Genomic DNA, 14029 nt, shown 5'->3' with positions numbered 1-14029 from the left:
TTCGCGGGTGACCCGCTACAGCGCCCGCACGGACCAAATACGAGCGAGTTACCCGCGAACGCGCCGGCAACCTCACCCTAGGTCCCGCAGGTATGCCCAAGGGAAGATCCCGCGCTCATGCCCATCGCTGAACACCAGCTGCACGCCATACCCCTGCACCTCGATCCGCTCAACACGCACATCCTCACGTACCACGGCGATGCCACCGCGCAACTTCGCCGCGCGGCATTGCGAGCAGGGGCAGGCGCCGCGCAGGCGGGCATGGCTGACGATCTGCAACGCATCGGGCCAGTGCACGGCCAATTCGCCTCGCCCACGCAGGTTGCGCAGCGACTGGGGCGCGTTCATCACGCCGCCCCTTGCAGTTGCGCCAGGGCAATGCGCACGGCCTTGCGCACCTCGGGGTCGCCATCGGCCTCGGCGGCCTGCAGCGCTGGCAACGCCCGGGCCTGGCCCAACTCGCCCAGGGCCAGCGCTGCCTCTTTGCGCAGATTGGCGATGGCATGCCCGAGCAGCTGGGCCAGGGCATCCAACGCCTCGCCATGCCGCAGGCGGCCCAACGCCCGTGCCGCACGCAGGCGCACCTGCCAGTAGCTGTCGTCCAAGGCCGCGATCAATGCAGGCCCGGCAGCGCCCAATCCGACCTTGCCCAGCGTGGTGGCAGCTTCTTCGCGTACTTGCCAGGCCTCGTCCCTTAGCGCTGCGACCAATGCCGGCAGCACGCTGGTATCGCGGGCCAGGCCCAGAGCGCCGATGGCAGCACGGCGAACTTCGGTGTCAGTCTCTTCCCCGGCCAGCCGCGCCAGCGCCGGCAAGGCGGGGGCATGCTTGAGCCAGCCGAGGATGCCCACGGCCTCTCGACGCACCGAAGCGTCGGCGTCATCGAGGGCCAGCAGCGCAGGGCCTGCAGCGTCCTCCAGGCGCAGCTCACGCAATGCCCGCAAGGCACTGGCGCGAACGAACGCGTCGGCATGACTGGCCCACGGCAGGATGAGCGTGCCCGCCTCCAGGGACTTGAGTTCGCTCAGACTCTGGGCCGCCGCCAGGCGCACCGGCTCGGCGACATCGGCCAAGGCGGCACACAACGCCTGCACCACTTCGGGCTCTTCCCAGGCTTCCAGCAGGCGCGCGGCTTCGGCGCGGACCTCGACATGCGGATCGACCAGCAGGGCATCGGTCAGCCAGGGCAGGCCGTCCGGGTCTTCCAGGTCGGCCAGTTCGATCAGGGCGATACGCCGCACGCCAGCATCGGCATCGGCCAGGCGTGGCAGCAGCGGGAGGATGTCAGGGTTATCAGTGATTCGTTCGGTCATAGGGCTATCCGCAGCGGTGGATGATCGGTGCCGGGCAGGCCCAGCGGGGTCAGGCGCGGCAGTTCGCGGCCTTCTTCGTGGCGCAGCAGCGCCAGGCAATGGCGCTTGAGATGGGTGAATTCGGGGCTGGTCAAAAGGCTTGCGCGACGTGGCCGCGGGAAGCTCAGTGGCAGGTCCTCGATGAAGCGTCCGGGTCGCGGGCTCATCACCAGGATGCGATCGGCGAGGAACAGCGCCTCGTCGATGTCATGGGTGACGAACACCACGGTGGTGCGAATGCCACTCCAGACTTCCAGCAACAGCTCTTGCATGCGCGAGCGGGTCTGGGCATCGAGCGCGCCGAAGGGTTCGTCCATCAACAGCAGATGTGGGCGGTTGATCAGCACGCGGGCGATTTCGGCGCGTTGCTGCATGCCGCCGGAAAGCTGGCTCGGCCAGCGCTCGGCGAAGTCGGCGAGCCCCACCCGTTGCAACATGTCCTGGGCGCGGCGCTGGCGCTCGGCCTTGCCCACGCCCTGCATCTTCAGGCCGAAGGCGACGTTGTCGAGCACGCTGCGCCAGGGCAGCAAGGTGTGGTGCTGGAACACCATGCCGCGCTGGGGCGAAGGGCCTTCGACTGCCTGGCCATCGACCTCGAGCCGCCCGGCGCTGGGCGCCAGGTGGCCGGCCAAGGCGCCGAGCAGGGTTGATTTGCCACAGCCCGAAGGCCCGAGGATGCACACGAACTCGCCTGGAGCGACGGCAAAGTCCAAGGTTTGCACCGCCTCGAAGGCATCGCGCCCCTGGCCCAGGCGGATCGACACGCCATGCGCCTCGATGCGTCCGGCCTGCGGCGCCTGTCGATAGCTGTTCATCAGGCTGCCCTCCGCGCGCAGTACCAGGGAGTGGCCAGCGCGCCCAGGCGCTTGACCAGGGTGCTGCTGCCCATGCCCAGCACGCCGATCAACAGCATGCCGACGATGATGTCCGGGTAGTTCTGCAAGGTGTAGGACTCCCAGGTGTAATAGCCGATGCCGAACTGTCCGGAGATCATCTCGGCGGTGACCAGGCAAAACCACGACGTGCCCATGCCGATGGCCAGCCCGGTGACGATGCTCGGCAGCGCGCCCGGCAATACCACCTCACGCAGGATCGCGCCGCGTCCTGCGCCTAGGCTGCGCGCCGAGGCCACCAGGCGCGGGTCGACCGCCTCTGCGCCGTGCACGGTATTGAGCAGGATGGGAAACAGCGCGCCGGTGAAGGTGATGAACACCATCGACAGCTCAGACGACGGAAACATCAGGATCGCCAGCGGAATCCAGGCCACCGCCGGGATCGGCCGCAGCACTTCCAGCGGTGGTAACAGGGTGTCCTCGGCCCACGTCGAGCGACCGATCAACAGCCCTAGCGCCACGCCCAACACTGCGGCGGCCAGATAACCGGCGAATACCCGCGCCAGGCTGCTGGACACATGCGCCAGCAAGGCGCTCGATGCCAACAGCTGCCAGGCGGCCTCGAGCACGGCACTCGGCGTGGGCACATAGGTGAACGTGAACAGGCCAAGGTCCAACTTCTGGCTGGCCGCCACCTGCCAGAAAAGCAGGCAGGCCAGCAAGGACGCCAGGCGCAGCGGCCAGCGCGTGAGGTCGCGGGTCATGACATTGCCTCCGGATCAGCGCTGGGCGAGCAGCTTGCGGTTGGCACTGACGAAGTCCAGCGCCTCACCGCCGTGGGCTTTGGCGTACTGTTCGGCCTGGTCCTTGAGCAGGAAGGCCGCCAGCTCGCCCTTGGCGTTGCGCACGAACCAGGCCTGGTTGGCCAGCAGCTTGATGCCGCTGTCGGCGGCCTGGGCGTAGATCGCGCGGATGTCCTTGCCCTCCTGTTCCAGTTGCGCCAGGGCGCCGAGGGCGGCCTCTGGCGAGGCGTAGTGGCGGACCTTGTCTTCGCCGCGCACCCAGATCTGCGCCAGGCGGCTGAAATCTTTGATCGGCTGGCCAGTCAGCGCATCGGTGGCACTGAGCGGCAGTGGAGCGTAGTTCTTCAGCGCCTTGTCGTAGTCCAGGCCAGCCTGCTTGAAGGCGGCGCGGATGTACTGATCGTCGATGAACTGGGCAGTGTCCAGGCCTCGGTCGGTCTTCTTCAGTAGCTTGAGGGTATCGATGGATGTGGCCACGGCCTGGCGGTACTCAGGTTTCCAGGTCAGGTCGCGGGTCTGCAGGCCCAGCGGGCCGTGGAACAGGTAGTTCACCTCGGCTTCGATGCCGGTGACCTTCTCGATCAGCTCGCTGTACTTCTCGGGCTCGGCGGCGATCAGACGGTCGGCTTCGAGGCTGGCGCGCAGGTAGGCGGTGACCACTTCTGGGTACTGCTTGGCATAGTCGGCATCGACCAGGGCGCCATGGAAGGTCGGTGCGTTGGCCTGGGCGCCGTCGTAGATCTTGCGGGCGAAACCACGGTTGGGGAACAGCTCGGCGAAGGGCACGAAGTCGGCGTGAGCCTCGATGCGGTTGCTGCGCAACGCCGAGCCTGCGATCTCTGGGGCCTGGGCGATGATGCGCACGTCTTTTTGCGGGTCCCAGCCCTGGGCGGCGACGGCGCGCAGCAGCATGCCATGGGCGGTGGAGGCGAACGGCACCGAGATGGTCTTGCCCTTGAGTTCGGAGAGCGCCTGCACGGTCGACGCCGCCGGCACCACGATGCCGTTGCCGCTGCCCTGTACGCTGCCGGACAGCACACTGATGAACAGGCTGCGCTTGCCAGCATCCAGATGCGCGACGCCATTGAACGAGCCGGGGAAGTCTGCCATGGCGCCGAAGTCCAGCTTGCCCGCGACCATTTCGTTGGTCAGCGGTGCGCCACTGGTGAAGTTCTTCCACTCGACCTGGTAGGTCGCGTCCTTGTACTTGCCGTCATGGGGCAGGTACTTCTCCAGCAGGCCCAGCTCACGGATTAGCAGGCCACCAGTGGCGCAGTTGATGGTGGTGTCCTGGGTGCCGATGGCGATGCGGATGGTTTCGGCGTTGGCATTCAGGCCAATGGTTGCCAGCGCGAGGCCGGCCACGGTTGCTGCAAGGCGCATGGTGTTTCCCCTCGAATCGTTTTTAGGTGTTGGCGTCGTCTCCGCCACCTGGCGCGGTGGTGGGAAACGAGGGGGCATTTCGAATGGGCGTCCGGTGGTGGGCCGGATGGCGTGTGGCGTGGTTCAGCGCAGCAGGTAGGGAATGTCCACCTTCACCGCGCCGGTCGGGCAGTCTTTCTCGCACGGCATGCAGTACCAGCATTCGTCGAAGGCCATGTAGGCCTTCTGGGTCGCCGGGTTGATGGCCAGCAGGTCCATGGGGCAGACCTCGACGCAGACGGTGCAGCCTTTCTCGGCGATGCATTTGTCTTCGTCGATGGTGACCGGGGCGTTGCTGCGAAAGAAAATCTCTTGGGGTTGGTAGGCCATTTCACGGAGTCCTCGGGGTTCGTTGAGCCTCTGCACCGTCCTGCGGGGGCAACGGTCTTGCCCGGCGGTGCCTTGTTCGCGGGCAAAGCCGCTCCCACTGGGTTCGTCGATGCCTAGGCAGCGTCGGCTTTGACCCGCAGCCGGTCATAGGCAGTCTGCTCCTGGGCATCCAGGGCAATCAGGTAGGGCTCGATGGGTTTCTTGAAGCTGGTCATCTGGCCGTCCTCGCCTTTCTTCAGGTGGCAATGGCAGAACCACTCGCCATCGTTGCGCTCCGGGAAATCCACCCGATGGTGATACAGCCCCCAGCGGCTCTCCTCGCGGAACAGCGAAGCCCTTGCGGCCATCTCGGCGCAGTCGCGGATCACGCTCACTTCCATGGCACGCATCAGCTCATGGGGGTTGCTGGCCTTCATCTGCGACAGGTCACGCTCGATCTCGGCAAAGCGGGCCAGGCCGATCTCCATCTTCTTGGTCACCTTCGGCGGCTGCAGATAGTCGTTGACCATGCGCCGCAGCTTGTACTCGACCTGGGCCGGTGGCAGGCCGTGTTCGCGGTGCAAAGGCGCGAACACCCGTTCGCGCTCGCGCTCGACCTGAGCCGTGTCCACCTCGGCGAAGGGGCGCCCAGCGACGTAGCGGGCAGCGTTGACCCCAGCGAACCAGCCATAGGTGAAAGCGCCGAGCATGTAGTTGTGCGGCACTGCAGCCATGTCACCGGCGGCATACAGGCCGCGAACACTGGTTTCGGCCTTTTCGTTGACCCACACACCAGAGGCTGAATGCCCGGAGCAGAAGCCGATCTCGGAGATGTGCATCTCGACCATGTGCTGGCGGTAATCGGTGCCACGGTTGGCGTGGAACTGCCCACGGCTGGGGCGCTCGTTGCTGTGCAGGATCTCTTCGATGTTCTGGATGGTCTCCTCGGCCAGGTGATCGAGCTTGAGGAACACCGGACCGTTGCCGCCTTCGAGCTCCTGGTGGAACTCCCACATCATCTGCCCGCTCCAGTAGTCGCACTCGATGAAGCGCTCGCCCTTGCTGTTGGCGGTGTAACCACCCAGGGGGCCGGTGACGTAGGCGCAGGCCGGGCCGTTGTAGTCCTTGATCAGCGGGTTGATCTGGAAGCACTCCAGATTCGCAAGCTCCGCCCCCGCGTGATAGGCCATGGCGTAGCCATCGCCGGCATTGGTCGGGTTCTCATAGGTGCCCATCAGGTAGCCCGACGAGGGCAGGCCCAGCCGCCCGGCCGCACCACAGGCGAGGATCACCGCCTTGGCGCGGATCACCTGGAACTCTGCGCTGCGGCAATCGAAGCCCATGACCCCGGCAGCGGCACCTTCGCCATCGAGCAGCACGCGGGTGCAGACCATGCGATTGGTGATCTCGACCCGCGCGCGTTTGAGTTGGCGATAGAGGACCTTCTTGATGTCGTGGCCCTCGGGCATGGGCAGCACGTAAGCCCCCATGTGGTGGACCTTCTTCACCGCGTAGTCGCCGGTCTCGTCCTTCTCGAACTTCACGCCCCAGCGGTCCAGTTGCTCGAGGGTTTCGAAGCTGTGGGTGGCGTAGGCATACACAGCGGCCTGATTGACGATACCGTCGTTGGCTACGGTGATTTCCTTGGTGTACTGCTCGGGCGTGGCGTGGCCTGGAATGATCGCGTTGTTCAGGCCGTCCATGCCCATGCTGATGGCACCGCTGCGCTTGACGTTGGCTTTGTCCAGCAGCAGCACGCGCAAGGACTTGTCCTGTTCCTTGGCCTTGATCGCGGCCATAGGCCCTGCGGTGCCGCCGCCGATGACGATGATGTCGTAGTCGCGGGTCTCGATGCTCATGCCTTGGCTCCCTTCTGGCGGTCGATGCGCAGGCGGTACTGGAAGGCATCGCCGCGGTAGTAGAGGTGTTCGAAGTCCAGCGGCGTGCCGTCGGCGGCGTGGGTCAGACGCTCGATGCGCATGATTGGCGAGCCCTCCTCCACTTCCAGCGCCTGGGTCAGGTCGGCATCGGCCAGCACTGCATCTATGGCCAGGTCGGCGTGGCCCAGGGCGATGCCACAGTCGTTTTCCAGCAGCAGAAAGATGTCGCGGGTGACCAGGTCAGCCTTTTCGAGCTTTTCGCCAACGGCCTTGGGCAGCCAGGTCAGTTCCAGCGACACCGGCTCACGGTTGATCAGCCGCACCCGGCGGATCTCAGTGACCAAGCTGCCCTCCTCCACCTGCAGACGCTCGGCCACCAGTGCACTGGCCGGTACATGACGGAAGCTGCGCAGGCGGTTGATCACCTCGTAACCCATCTGGCTCATGGATTCGCCCAGGCCTTGCAGGGTGGTGACGTTCTGGAACGCCTTGGGCTTGGCAACGAAGGTGCCTTTACCATGGATCTTGAAGATCAGACCCTCCTTCTGCAGATCGCCCAAGGCCTGGCGCACAGTGATGCGGCTGACGTCGAAGGCCTTGCCCAGCTCGGCTTCGGAGGGCATGCGGCTGTGGGGCGGATAGGTACCGTCGAGGATGCGCTCACGCAGCAGCTCCTTGAGCTGGCTGTACAGCGGTACCGGGGACAGGGGGAGCAATTCGGCCATGATTCTCTTCACTCTGACGTGACTTGTTATAACAAGTTGTGACCAGAGGATAGCGCATAAGCGTTATGTGAGAAATATCGTTTTCGAATATGGATATTTTCGGCGACCATGCCGTTGTGGCAAAAACAGCTACAGATCAAGGCGATGGACGCAACCCCACGAGATGGGTATCATTGCGCCCCGTTGCACTCGTAGCTCAGCTGGATAGAGTACTGCCCTCCGAAGGCAGGGGTCGTGGGTTCGAATCCCGCCGAGTGCGCCATACCTGAAGCCCTGGGAGATCTCCCGGGGCTTTTTCATTTGGACTGGAATTTCGGCGAGTTTGCTTCCCCGTTCCAGTTGCACACTAGTGCCACTGTGCCTCTCCCTACAACCTCTCCATTGGTGTTAGCGTGGGGTTATCCCGTTCCTACAGAGCGGGGACCTCTATCAACGATCCGCGAAGGACTGCGCTGACTCATGACTCTGAAAAAACTCACGATCGCCACCCTGCTGCTGGCCAGCCTCGGGCTGTTCGCCAACCAGGCCCAGGCCAACCTCACGCCACAGCAATCGGCGGCGATCCTCAAGACCTACGACGGCAGCGATCCGACTGATTTCCGTCACTTTCTCAGCAAGCTGGCCAGCAGCAACCTGGCCAAGGCCGACGCGCTGAACGAAACGCTGACCACCTACCTGGCCGGCAAGCCGCTCAACGCTGATCAGCAAAACGAGATCAACCGACTGCTCGGCCTGTACACCCGGATCAAATACGGCAAGGCAGCCACCGAAACCCTGCGCGAGCTGGTGGCCATTCCGACCTTCCAGGTCGAGGGCGTGCCACAGCACGAGAACCCGCAGTTCCTCAAGATCGCCGAAAAAATCAAGACCCTGGCCGAGGGCTTCGGTCTGAAATTCCGCAACATCGACAACCGGGTCTATGAAATCTCCCTGGGCGACAACGACAAGGAAGTCGTCGGTATCCACGCCCACGCCGATGTGGTGCCGGTGAACCCGGATAACTGGAAACTCGAAGACGGCACGCGCCTGGACCCGTTCAAGGTGACCCTGGTAGGGGACCGCATGTACGGGCGTGGCACCGAGGACGACAAGAACGGCATCGTCGTGGCGCTGTACGCGCTCAAGGTGGCCAAGGACGAAAAACTGCCGCTGGCCCGGCAGTTCAAGCTGCTGGTGGACACCACTGAAGAAACCAGCGGTGATGCCATCCCCTACTATTTCGCCCGCAACCCGGTGCCCAACTACAACCTGGCGCTCGATGGCGGCTATCCAGTGGTGATCGCCGAAAAAGGCTATGGCACCGTTATGGCGAGCTTCCATCGGCGTCCGGCCACCGGCACGGGCGCGGAAGTCACCACACTCACCGGCGGCCTGGCCACCAACCAGATCCCCACCACTTCGGTGGCGACCCTGCTCGGCGACAATCCCGCCGCCCTGGCCGATGCCCTGAACAAGGCAGGCGCCGAGTACGTCAGGCGCAACGGTGGCGACTTCACCATCGACGCCAAGGTGGCCGGCAAGGAAGTCATCCTCACGGTGACCGGTGTCTCGGCCCATTCTTCGGAGCCTGAATCGGGCGTCAACCCGGTTTCGCGGATGCTCGTCTTCCTCAATGGCCTGGGCAACCAAGTGCCCCTCAAGCAAAACCACATCACCGATGCGGCGCGCTATGCGGCAGACAACTGGGGGCTGGACTACCTGGGCAAACAGCTGGGCGTGAACTTCGAAGACAAGTTCATGGGCCCGCTGACCGCCTCGCTGACCTACGTCGGGCTCGACCAGAAAGCCCTCAAGCTTGCGGTGAACCTGCGCATCCCCAAAGGCAAGCCGCTGCCCACCCTCAAGGACGAGCTGGCCGACAAGCTGGGCAACTGGGCGCGCGGCAGCCACACCTCGGTGGCCTTCGAGTACAGCCTCGACGAGCCGATGTACCGCAACCCCGAGGGTGAATGGGTCAAGGCCCTGCTGGATGTGGCCAGCCAGAACCTGGGCCTGCCTCACGAGTTCGGCACCTCTGCTGGCGCCACCTCGGTGCATGACCTGCCTAACGGCGTGCAGTTCGGCCTGGCGATGCCCAACGTGAAGTACACCGGGCACAACGACAACGAGTTCAAGACCGTGGAGCAGTTCATGCTGGATCTGCAGATCGTCAGTGAGATGATCGCGCGGATTGGACAGATGCCCAAACTCTGATCGGCATTCTGCAAGCCGTGCCGGTTGCCCACTCCCACATTGTCCATCCAAGGCCTTGTGGGAGCGGCTGTCTTGAATGCCTTGATCCTATTGAGCCTGGGGCCGCTGTGCGGTCCATCGCTGTGCTGGCCTGTTACAGATGCGCGCGAGCAGGCCTTTTAAAGATCACATGACGTTTTTCAATCGAGTCCATGCCGTTTCCTGCATTGCCGTGCAGGCTGGCGTGCCGGATGCTTTAGTTATTCCGACACATCGGTTTTCACCCCGCAGAGGCCCGTATGAAGAACGTCGAACAAATCCTCAAGACCAAGTCCCAACATCAGACCGTCTACACCATCGGCCCTGACGACTCGGTGCTCGACGCCCTGAAGCTGCTGGCGGAGAAGAACGTCGGTGCCTTGCCGGTGGTGGAAAACAACCAAGTGGTGGGGATCGTCAGTGAGCGCGACTACGCCCGCAAGCTGGTGCTCAAGGGGCGCTCATCGGCGGCGACGCCAGTGCGCGAGATCATGAGTGCGCCGGTGGTCACGGTCGAGCCCAGGCAGAGCCTGGAGTACTGCATGAACCTGATGACCGACCGGCACCTGCGCCACCTGCCAGTGGTGAGCAACGGCGAGTTGCTCGGCCTGCTGTCGATCGGCGACTTGGTCAAGGAAACCATCGCCGAACAGGCCAATCTCATCATGCAGTTGGAGCAGTACATCCGCGGTGATTGATACCCGCTGAGTGGCCGCACTCGTCCGTCCGGTTCTCAGGGCTGCTGTGCTCCCGTCGCAGCGGCTCCATGGCGCTTGGCTCCCAGACGCTAGTGGTATGCGCGCTCCAGCTCGTCCAACTGATGGTCGAAGCTGCGCAGGCGCGCTGACCAGGTGTACACCAACACCTCAAGGTCCCGATTGAGCACCGCGGTATTGCCGCCATCGCGGCCCTGGGGGTCGCACAGGTCCAGCTGATAGCGCTCGCGCGCCATGGCCGTGGCTACGCTGGAAAGGTCGCGGGCGTTGGCCAACCAGCGGTGTTGATGGTCACGGATCTCGCGGTCCAGTTCCCGGCACTGACGCTTGAGCGCGTCCAGACTCTGCTCCAGGGGTGTGCCCTTGAGCTCACCCATGACCTCTTCGAAGGTCCGCCCTGAATGCCAGTAGCTACCCCAGAAATAGCGATCGAAAACCGTCTCGACCCGACGCAGGGCGACCTTAGTGTTCCAGATGGTCACCAACGTATGCCCCTGGATCACCTCGCGCTTGTTCAAGCGCAACTGTTGCCAGGCGCTCCAGGCCAGAGCGCAAAGCGCCACCGCCGCCGTGATGGCGGCGGCGGCATACATGAACTGCAGCGCGTGGTCCATGGAGTGGACGTGGCGGATGCCGTAGAAGTAACCGGCCGTCAGCGTGCCCAGGATCGTCACGGAGCACCAGAAGCCTGATGCGTAGGGATCTTTCATCGCGCTATCCCCTGTTGTTTTACCTGAGCATAGCAACGGCCAATTCACCCATCAGGTGCCGCTCGGCGCTTTATTTGCGGGGGCGACGCAAGGCCTCGTTGAGTTGATCGAACGGCACGGCCCAATCGGCATCCTCTATCACGCTCTCCTTGAGAAAGGCCCGCTGGGCCTCGGTCCAGAACGGCGCATCCACCAGTTTGATCTCGTTCTTGAGTGGTGAATGCGTGGTGATGAACTTGTCGATGCTCTCGGCATCGTCCGCCAGCCCCAGTTGCTTGAACAGTTCGGCGAATGGATGGTTCGGTGCTTCCATGGTGCCTCCTCGGGCCGGGCGGCCGTCCACGACGCCGGCCCGGCAGTGGGTTGATGATCATCAGCACAGTTCGCGCACTTCGGCGCGGGGAACCAGCTTCAGGTATTGCTCCATGCTCATGTGGATCAGGTGATCGTGATCCCCCGCCTCCAGATAGACATCACCCTGGCGGGTAAGGCTCGGGTCGAGCAGCATTTTTATGTCATAGGCATCGCCCAGGGCTGGCACAGCGCCGCGCTCGCAGTCGCCGAACAGACTCGGCAGGCCGCTTTCACGGGTCAGTTGCCAGGCGCCGGACATACGCACCTTGCTCATGTCCAGATGGCGGTTGGCCGGTAGCACGGCCATGATGTAGTTGCCATGCCGGTCATCGAGCATCACCGACTTGGCGACCCGCTCGGCAGGTACGCCGGCCGTGCGCGCCGATTCCAGGCTCGTGGCCGAGTGAGGATGGGGAATGATGTCGTAGTCGCAGTTGGCCTTGTCCAGGCGCTGCTGCAGGGTTTTGGCCATACGCATGATGCACCTCCGGTTTACCCCCATCTAGGAAGTTTAGGCCGAGGTCCGGCGGGTACGACTAAACTTCGGTGACAGGCCCGGACAAGGTGACGACAGGTGATCGCTCGCGGCTGGCGCTGGCTGCTGCTGATGCTCGTGCTCGGCATGGTTCCGAGTGGCTTTGCAGCGCCCGGTGCCAGCGTCTGGTTGCTGGATGTCGACGATGCCATCGGCCCAGCCACTGCCGACTACCTGGTACGCGGCCTGGAACAGGCACAGGCACAAAACGCGCAACTGGTGGTGATCCGCCTGGACACCCCGGGCGGGCTGGACAGCGCCATGCGCCAGATCATCAAGGCGATTCTCGCAAGTCCCGTGCCCGTGGCCAGCTTCGTCGCCCCCAGCGGGGCCCGGGCAGCCAGCGCCGGCACCTATATCCTCTATGCCAGCCACGTGGCCGCCATGGCGCCAAGCACCAATCTGGGCGCCGCCACGCCTGTGCAGATCGGGGCGGCACCGCCGGGCAAACCTGAGCCCAACGCGCTGCGCGAAGACGACACCCTGGCGCGCAAGCAGGTCAATGATGCCGCCGCGTACATTCGCGGTCTGGCCCTGCTGCGCGGGCGCAACGCCGAGTGGGCAGAGAAGGCCGTGCGCGAGGCGGTCAGCCTGTCGGCCAGCGAGGCGGTGCGCATCAAAGTCATCGACCAACTGGCCGATGACCTCCCGGACCTGTTGAAGCAACTGGACGGCAAGACCTTCATCGCTGCCGGCCAGCCGCGCCAGTTACACACCGCCGGCGCCGCCATCGTCGAACACCTGCCGGACTGGCGCACCCGACTGCTAGCAGTGATCACCAATCCCAGCGTGGCGCTCATCCTGATCATGATCGGGATCTATGGCTTGCTGTTCGAGTTCATGAACCCGGGCTCCGGCGTCGGCGGTGTGATCGGTGGCATCTGCCTGCTGCTGGCCCTGTACGCCATGCAGTTGCTGCCGGTGAGCTATGCGGGGGTAGCGCTGATCCTACTGGGCGTGACCTTCATGGTCGCCGAGGCGTTCTTGCCGAGCTTCGGTGTGGTCGGCTTCGGCGGCATCGTCGCGTTCGTGGTCGGCGCGGTGATTCTCATGGACACCGACGCGCCGGGCTTCGGCATTCCCCTGGGGCTGATCGTCGCCTTGGCGGCGGTCTCGGCACTGTTGCTCGGCGGCGTCTTGGGCATGGCCATCAAGGCCAGGCGACGCGCCTTGGTCAGTGGCGATGCCGGGCTGGTGGGCAGCTTGGTCACGGTGACCCAGGTGGTGGCAGACAATCCGTTCTACGGCTCTGTGCAGGCCCAGGGCGAACAATGGCAAGTCCAGTGCGCGACCCCGCTGCAGCCTGGCCAACATGTGCGCGTGACGGCCCGCCATGGCGTGATGCTGGAGGTCAGTGCCACCGCGCCCTGCGCGCAAGGAGAGTGAAGATGTTCGTTCAATTCGGTTTTGGCGCCTTGCTGGCGGTCATCGGCCTGCTGTTGCTGTCGGCCCTGCGCATCCTGCGCGAGTACGAGCGGGGCGTGGTGTTCCAACTGGGGCGCTTCTGGCAGGTCAAAGGGCCGGGCTTGATCATCCTGATCCCGGGGATCCAGCAGATGGTGCGGGTCGATCTGCGCACCGTGGTACTCGACGTGCCGCCCCAGGACGTGATCACCCGCGACAACGTCTCGGTCAAGGTCAATGCCGTGTTGTACTTTCGCGTGCTCGACCCGCAGAAGGCGATCATCCAGGTGGAAGACTTTCTCAGCGCCACCAGCCAGCTGGCCCAGACCACCCTGCGCGCGGTACTCGGCAAGCATGAGCTGGACGAACTGCTGGCCGAGCGTGAGCAGCTCAACTTGGACATACGCCAAGTGCTCGACGCGCAGACCGATGCGTGGGGCATCAAGGTGGCCAACGTCGAGATCAAGCACGTTGACCTCAACGAATCGATGGTCCGCGCCATCGCCCGTCAGGCCGAAGCCGAGCGTGAACGGCGGGCCAAAGTGATCCACGCCGAAGGTGAACTGCAGGCCTCGGAGAAGCTGATGCAGGCGGCGCAGATGTTGAGCAAGGAGCCGGGGGCGATGCAGTTGCGCTACATGCAGACGCTGGGGGCGATTGCCGGGGACAAGAGCTCGACCATCGTGTTTCCGCTGCCGGTGGACTTGCTCAAGGGGTTGGTCGATAAGCCGCGTTGATCCTCACTGCAGCCCCCACCGGCTCGAAGCCAAGCCTG

15 protein-coding genes and 1 tRNA gene are annotated in these 14029 nt (G+C 64.2%); 5 read left to right on the top strand and 11 right to left on the bottom strand.

The features are described 5' to 3' along the window. Nucleotides 1-72: 72 nt before the first annotated feature. The 8 genes from BLS27_RS09385 to BLS27_RS09350 all read right to left on the bottom strand — a co-directional run bounded on the left by BLS27_RS09385 (nucleotide 73) and on the right by BLS27_RS09350 (nucleotide 7324). On the bottom strand, nucleotides 73-348 hold the full coding sequence (locus BLS27_RS09385; protein ID WP_070572047.1) for a DUF971 domain-containing protein: 276 nt from the start codon (nucleotides 346-348) through the stop codon (nucleotides 73-75). After that, on the bottom strand, nucleotides 348-1313 hold the full coding sequence (locus BLS27_RS09380) for a HEAT repeat domain-containing protein (RefSeq protein WP_043208225.1): 966 nt from the start codon (nucleotides 1311-1313) through the stop codon (nucleotides 348-350). The genes BLS27_RS09385 and BLS27_RS09380 overlap by 1 nt, the downstream gene beginning before the upstream one ends. Further along, a complete protein-coding gene (locus BLS27_RS09375) occupies nucleotides 1310-2167 on the bottom strand; it encodes an ABC transporter ATP-binding protein (protein ID WP_043208223.1) in 858 nt (285 codons plus the stop codon). Before BLS27_RS09375 ends, BLS27_RS09380 begins: the two co-directional genes overlap by 4 nt. Continuing rightward, nucleotides 2167-2949: an ABC transporter permease gene (locus BLS27_RS09370; protein ID WP_090344285.1), complete on the bottom strand. Its 783-nt coding sequence runs from the start codon at nucleotides 2947-2949 to the stop codon at nucleotides 2167-2169. Before BLS27_RS09370 ends, BLS27_RS09375 begins: the two co-directional genes overlap by 1 nt. Before the next feature lie 15 nt (nucleotides 2950-2964). After that, nucleotides 2965-4371, bottom strand: coding sequence for an ABC transporter substrate-binding protein (locus tag BLS27_RS09365; RefSeq protein ID WP_043208221.1), 1407 nt, complete (start codon nucleotides 4369-4371; stop codon nucleotides 2965-2967). Nucleotides 4372-4494: 123 nt separating this feature from the next. After that, nucleotides 4495-4740 (bottom strand): 4Fe-4S dicluster domain-containing protein, encoded by a 246-nt coding sequence (locus tag BLS27_RS09360; protein WP_043208219.1) that lies wholly within the window; start codon nucleotides 4738-4740, stop codon nucleotides 4495-4497. A 113-nt stretch (nucleotides 4741-4853) separates the two neighbouring features. Next, entirely contained in the window at nucleotides 4854-6578 is a 1725-nt protein-coding gene (locus BLS27_RS09355) for a fumarate reductase/succinate dehydrogenase flavoprotein subunit (RefSeq protein WP_043208217.1), read from the bottom strand. Further along, nucleotides 6575-7324: a GntR family transcriptional regulator gene (locus BLS27_RS09350; RefSeq protein ID WP_043208214.1), complete on the bottom strand. Its 750-nt coding sequence runs from the start codon at nucleotides 7322-7324 to the stop codon at nucleotides 6575-6577. The genes BLS27_RS09355 and BLS27_RS09350 overlap by 4 nt, the downstream gene beginning before the upstream one ends. Before the next feature lie 185 nt (nucleotides 7325-7509). On the opposite strand from BLS27_RS09350, the gene BLS27_RS09345 reads away from it, so the two are divergent. The 3 genes from BLS27_RS09345 to BLS27_RS09335 all read left to right on the top strand — a co-directional run bounded on the left by BLS27_RS09345 (nucleotide 7510) and on the right by BLS27_RS09335 (nucleotide 10233). Further along, nucleotides 7510-7586, top strand: a tRNA-Arg gene (locus tag BLS27_RS09345). A 197-nt stretch (nucleotides 7587-7783) separates the two neighbouring features. Further along, nucleotides 7784-9517, top strand: coding sequence for a dipeptidase (locus BLS27_RS09340; RefSeq protein ID WP_090344281.1), 1734 nt, complete (start codon nucleotides 7784-7786; stop codon nucleotides 9515-9517). Between the two features lie 278 nt (nucleotides 9518-9795). Further along, nucleotides 9796-10233, top strand: a complete 438-nt coding sequence (locus BLS27_RS09335; protein ID WP_043208206.1) for a CBS domain-containing protein — start codon at nucleotides 9796-9798, stop codon at nucleotides 10231-10233. An 89-nt stretch (nucleotides 10234-10322) separates the two neighbouring features. Here BLS27_RS09335 and BLS27_RS09330 read toward each other — a convergent pair whose 3' ends face one another. The 3 genes from BLS27_RS09330 to BLS27_RS09320 all read right to left on the bottom strand — a co-directional run bounded on the left by BLS27_RS09330 (nucleotide 10323) and on the right by BLS27_RS09320 (nucleotide 11793). Then, nucleotides 10323-10961: a hypothetical protein gene (locus BLS27_RS09330; RefSeq protein ID WP_043208204.1), complete on the bottom strand. Its 639-nt coding sequence runs from the start codon at nucleotides 10959-10961 to the stop codon at nucleotides 10323-10325. A 70-nt stretch (nucleotides 10962-11031) separates the two neighbouring features. Beyond that, nucleotides 11032-11274 (bottom strand): DUF2789 domain-containing protein, encoded by a 243-nt coding sequence (locus BLS27_RS09325; protein WP_043208202.1) that lies wholly within the window; start codon nucleotides 11272-11274, stop codon nucleotides 11032-11034. A 60-nt stretch (nucleotides 11275-11334) separates the two neighbouring features. Further along, the gene (locus tag BLS27_RS09320) at nucleotides 11335-11793 is read right to left on the bottom strand and encodes an aminoacyl-tRNA deacylase (protein ID WP_043208200.1); all 459 of its coding nucleotides are present in this window, start codon (nucleotides 11791-11793) and stop codon (nucleotides 11335-11337) included. Between the two features lie 96 nt (nucleotides 11794-11889). Here BLS27_RS09320 and BLS27_RS09315 point away from each other — a divergent pair, with 96 nt between their 5' ends. Both BLS27_RS09315 and BLS27_RS09310 read left to right on the top strand, forming a co-directional pair. Further along, nucleotides 11890-13236 carry an NfeD family protein gene (locus BLS27_RS09315; RefSeq protein WP_090344278.1) on the top strand — a complete coding sequence of 449 codons (1347 nt, stop codon included), beginning with the start codon at nucleotides 11890-11892 and terminating at the stop codon, nucleotides 13234-13236. 2 nt (nucleotides 13237-13238) lie between these two features. Beyond that, a complete protein-coding gene (locus tag BLS27_RS09310; protein WP_043208196.1) occupies nucleotides 13239-13991 on the top strand; it encodes a slipin family protein in 753 nt (250 codons plus the stop codon). Nucleotides 13992-14029: the final 38 nt, after the last annotated feature.

This window comes from Pseudomonas guariconensis, assembly GCF_900102675.1.
GTDB classification, from domain to species: domain Bacteria; phylum Pseudomonadota; class Gammaproteobacteria; order Pseudomonadales; family Pseudomonadaceae; genus Aquipseudomonas; species Aquipseudomonas guariconensis.
Note: the sequence above shows the minus strand (reverse complement) of the source record. Positions and strands in the feature narration are given on the sequence as shown.

Coding starts and splice junctions, on each gene's coding strand:
- BLS27_RS09385 (WP_070572047.1), bottom strand. CDS start 348: ATGAACGCGCCCCAGTCGCTGCGCAACCTGCGTGGGCGAGGCGAATTG.
- BLS27_RS09380 (WP_043208225.1), bottom strand. CDS start 1,313: ATGACCGAACGAATCACTGATAACCCTGACATCCTCCCGCTGCTGCCA.
- BLS27_RS09375 (WP_043208223.1), bottom strand. CDS start 2,167: ATGAACAGCTATCGACAGGCGCCGCAGGCCGGACGCATCGAGGCGCAT.
- BLS27_RS09370 (WP_090344285.1), bottom strand. CDS start 2,949: ATGACCCGCGACCTCACGCGCTGGCCGCTGCGCCTGGCGTCCTTGCTG.
- BLS27_RS09365 (WP_043208221.1), bottom strand. CDS start 4,371: ATGCGCCTTGCAGCAACCGTGGCCGGCCTCGCGCTGGCAACCATTGGC.
- BLS27_RS09360 (WP_043208219.1), bottom strand. CDS start 4,740: ATGGCCTACCAACCCCAAGAGATTTTCTTTCGCAGCAACGCCCCGGTC.
- BLS27_RS09355 (WP_043208217.1), bottom strand. CDS start 6,578: ATGAGCATCGAGACCCGCGACTACGACATCATCGTCATCGGCGGCGGC.
- BLS27_RS09350 (WP_043208214.1), bottom strand. CDS start 7,324: ATGGCCGAATTGCTCCCCCTGTCCCCGGTACCGCTGTACAGCCAGCTC.
- BLS27_RS09340 (WP_090344281.1), top strand. CDS start 7,784: ATGACTCTGAAAAAACTCACGATCGCCACCCTGCTGCTGGCCAGCCTC.
- BLS27_RS09335 (WP_043208206.1), top strand. CDS start 9,796: ATGAAGAACGTCGAACAAATCCTCAAGACCAAGTCCCAACATCAGACC.
- BLS27_RS09330 (WP_043208204.1), bottom strand. CDS start 10,961: ATGAAAGATCCCTACGCATCAGGCTTCTGGTGCTCCGTGACGATCCTG.
- BLS27_RS09325 (WP_043208202.1), bottom strand. CDS start 11,274: ATGGAAGCACCGAACCATCCATTCGCCGAACTGTTCAAGCAACTGGGG.
- BLS27_RS09320 (WP_043208200.1), bottom strand. CDS start 11,793: ATGCGTATGGCCAAAACCCTGCAGCAGCGCCTGGACAAGGCCAACTGC.
- BLS27_RS09310 (WP_043208196.1), top strand. CDS start 13,239: ATGTTCGTTCAATTCGGTTTTGGCGCCTTGCTGGCGGTCATCGGCCTG.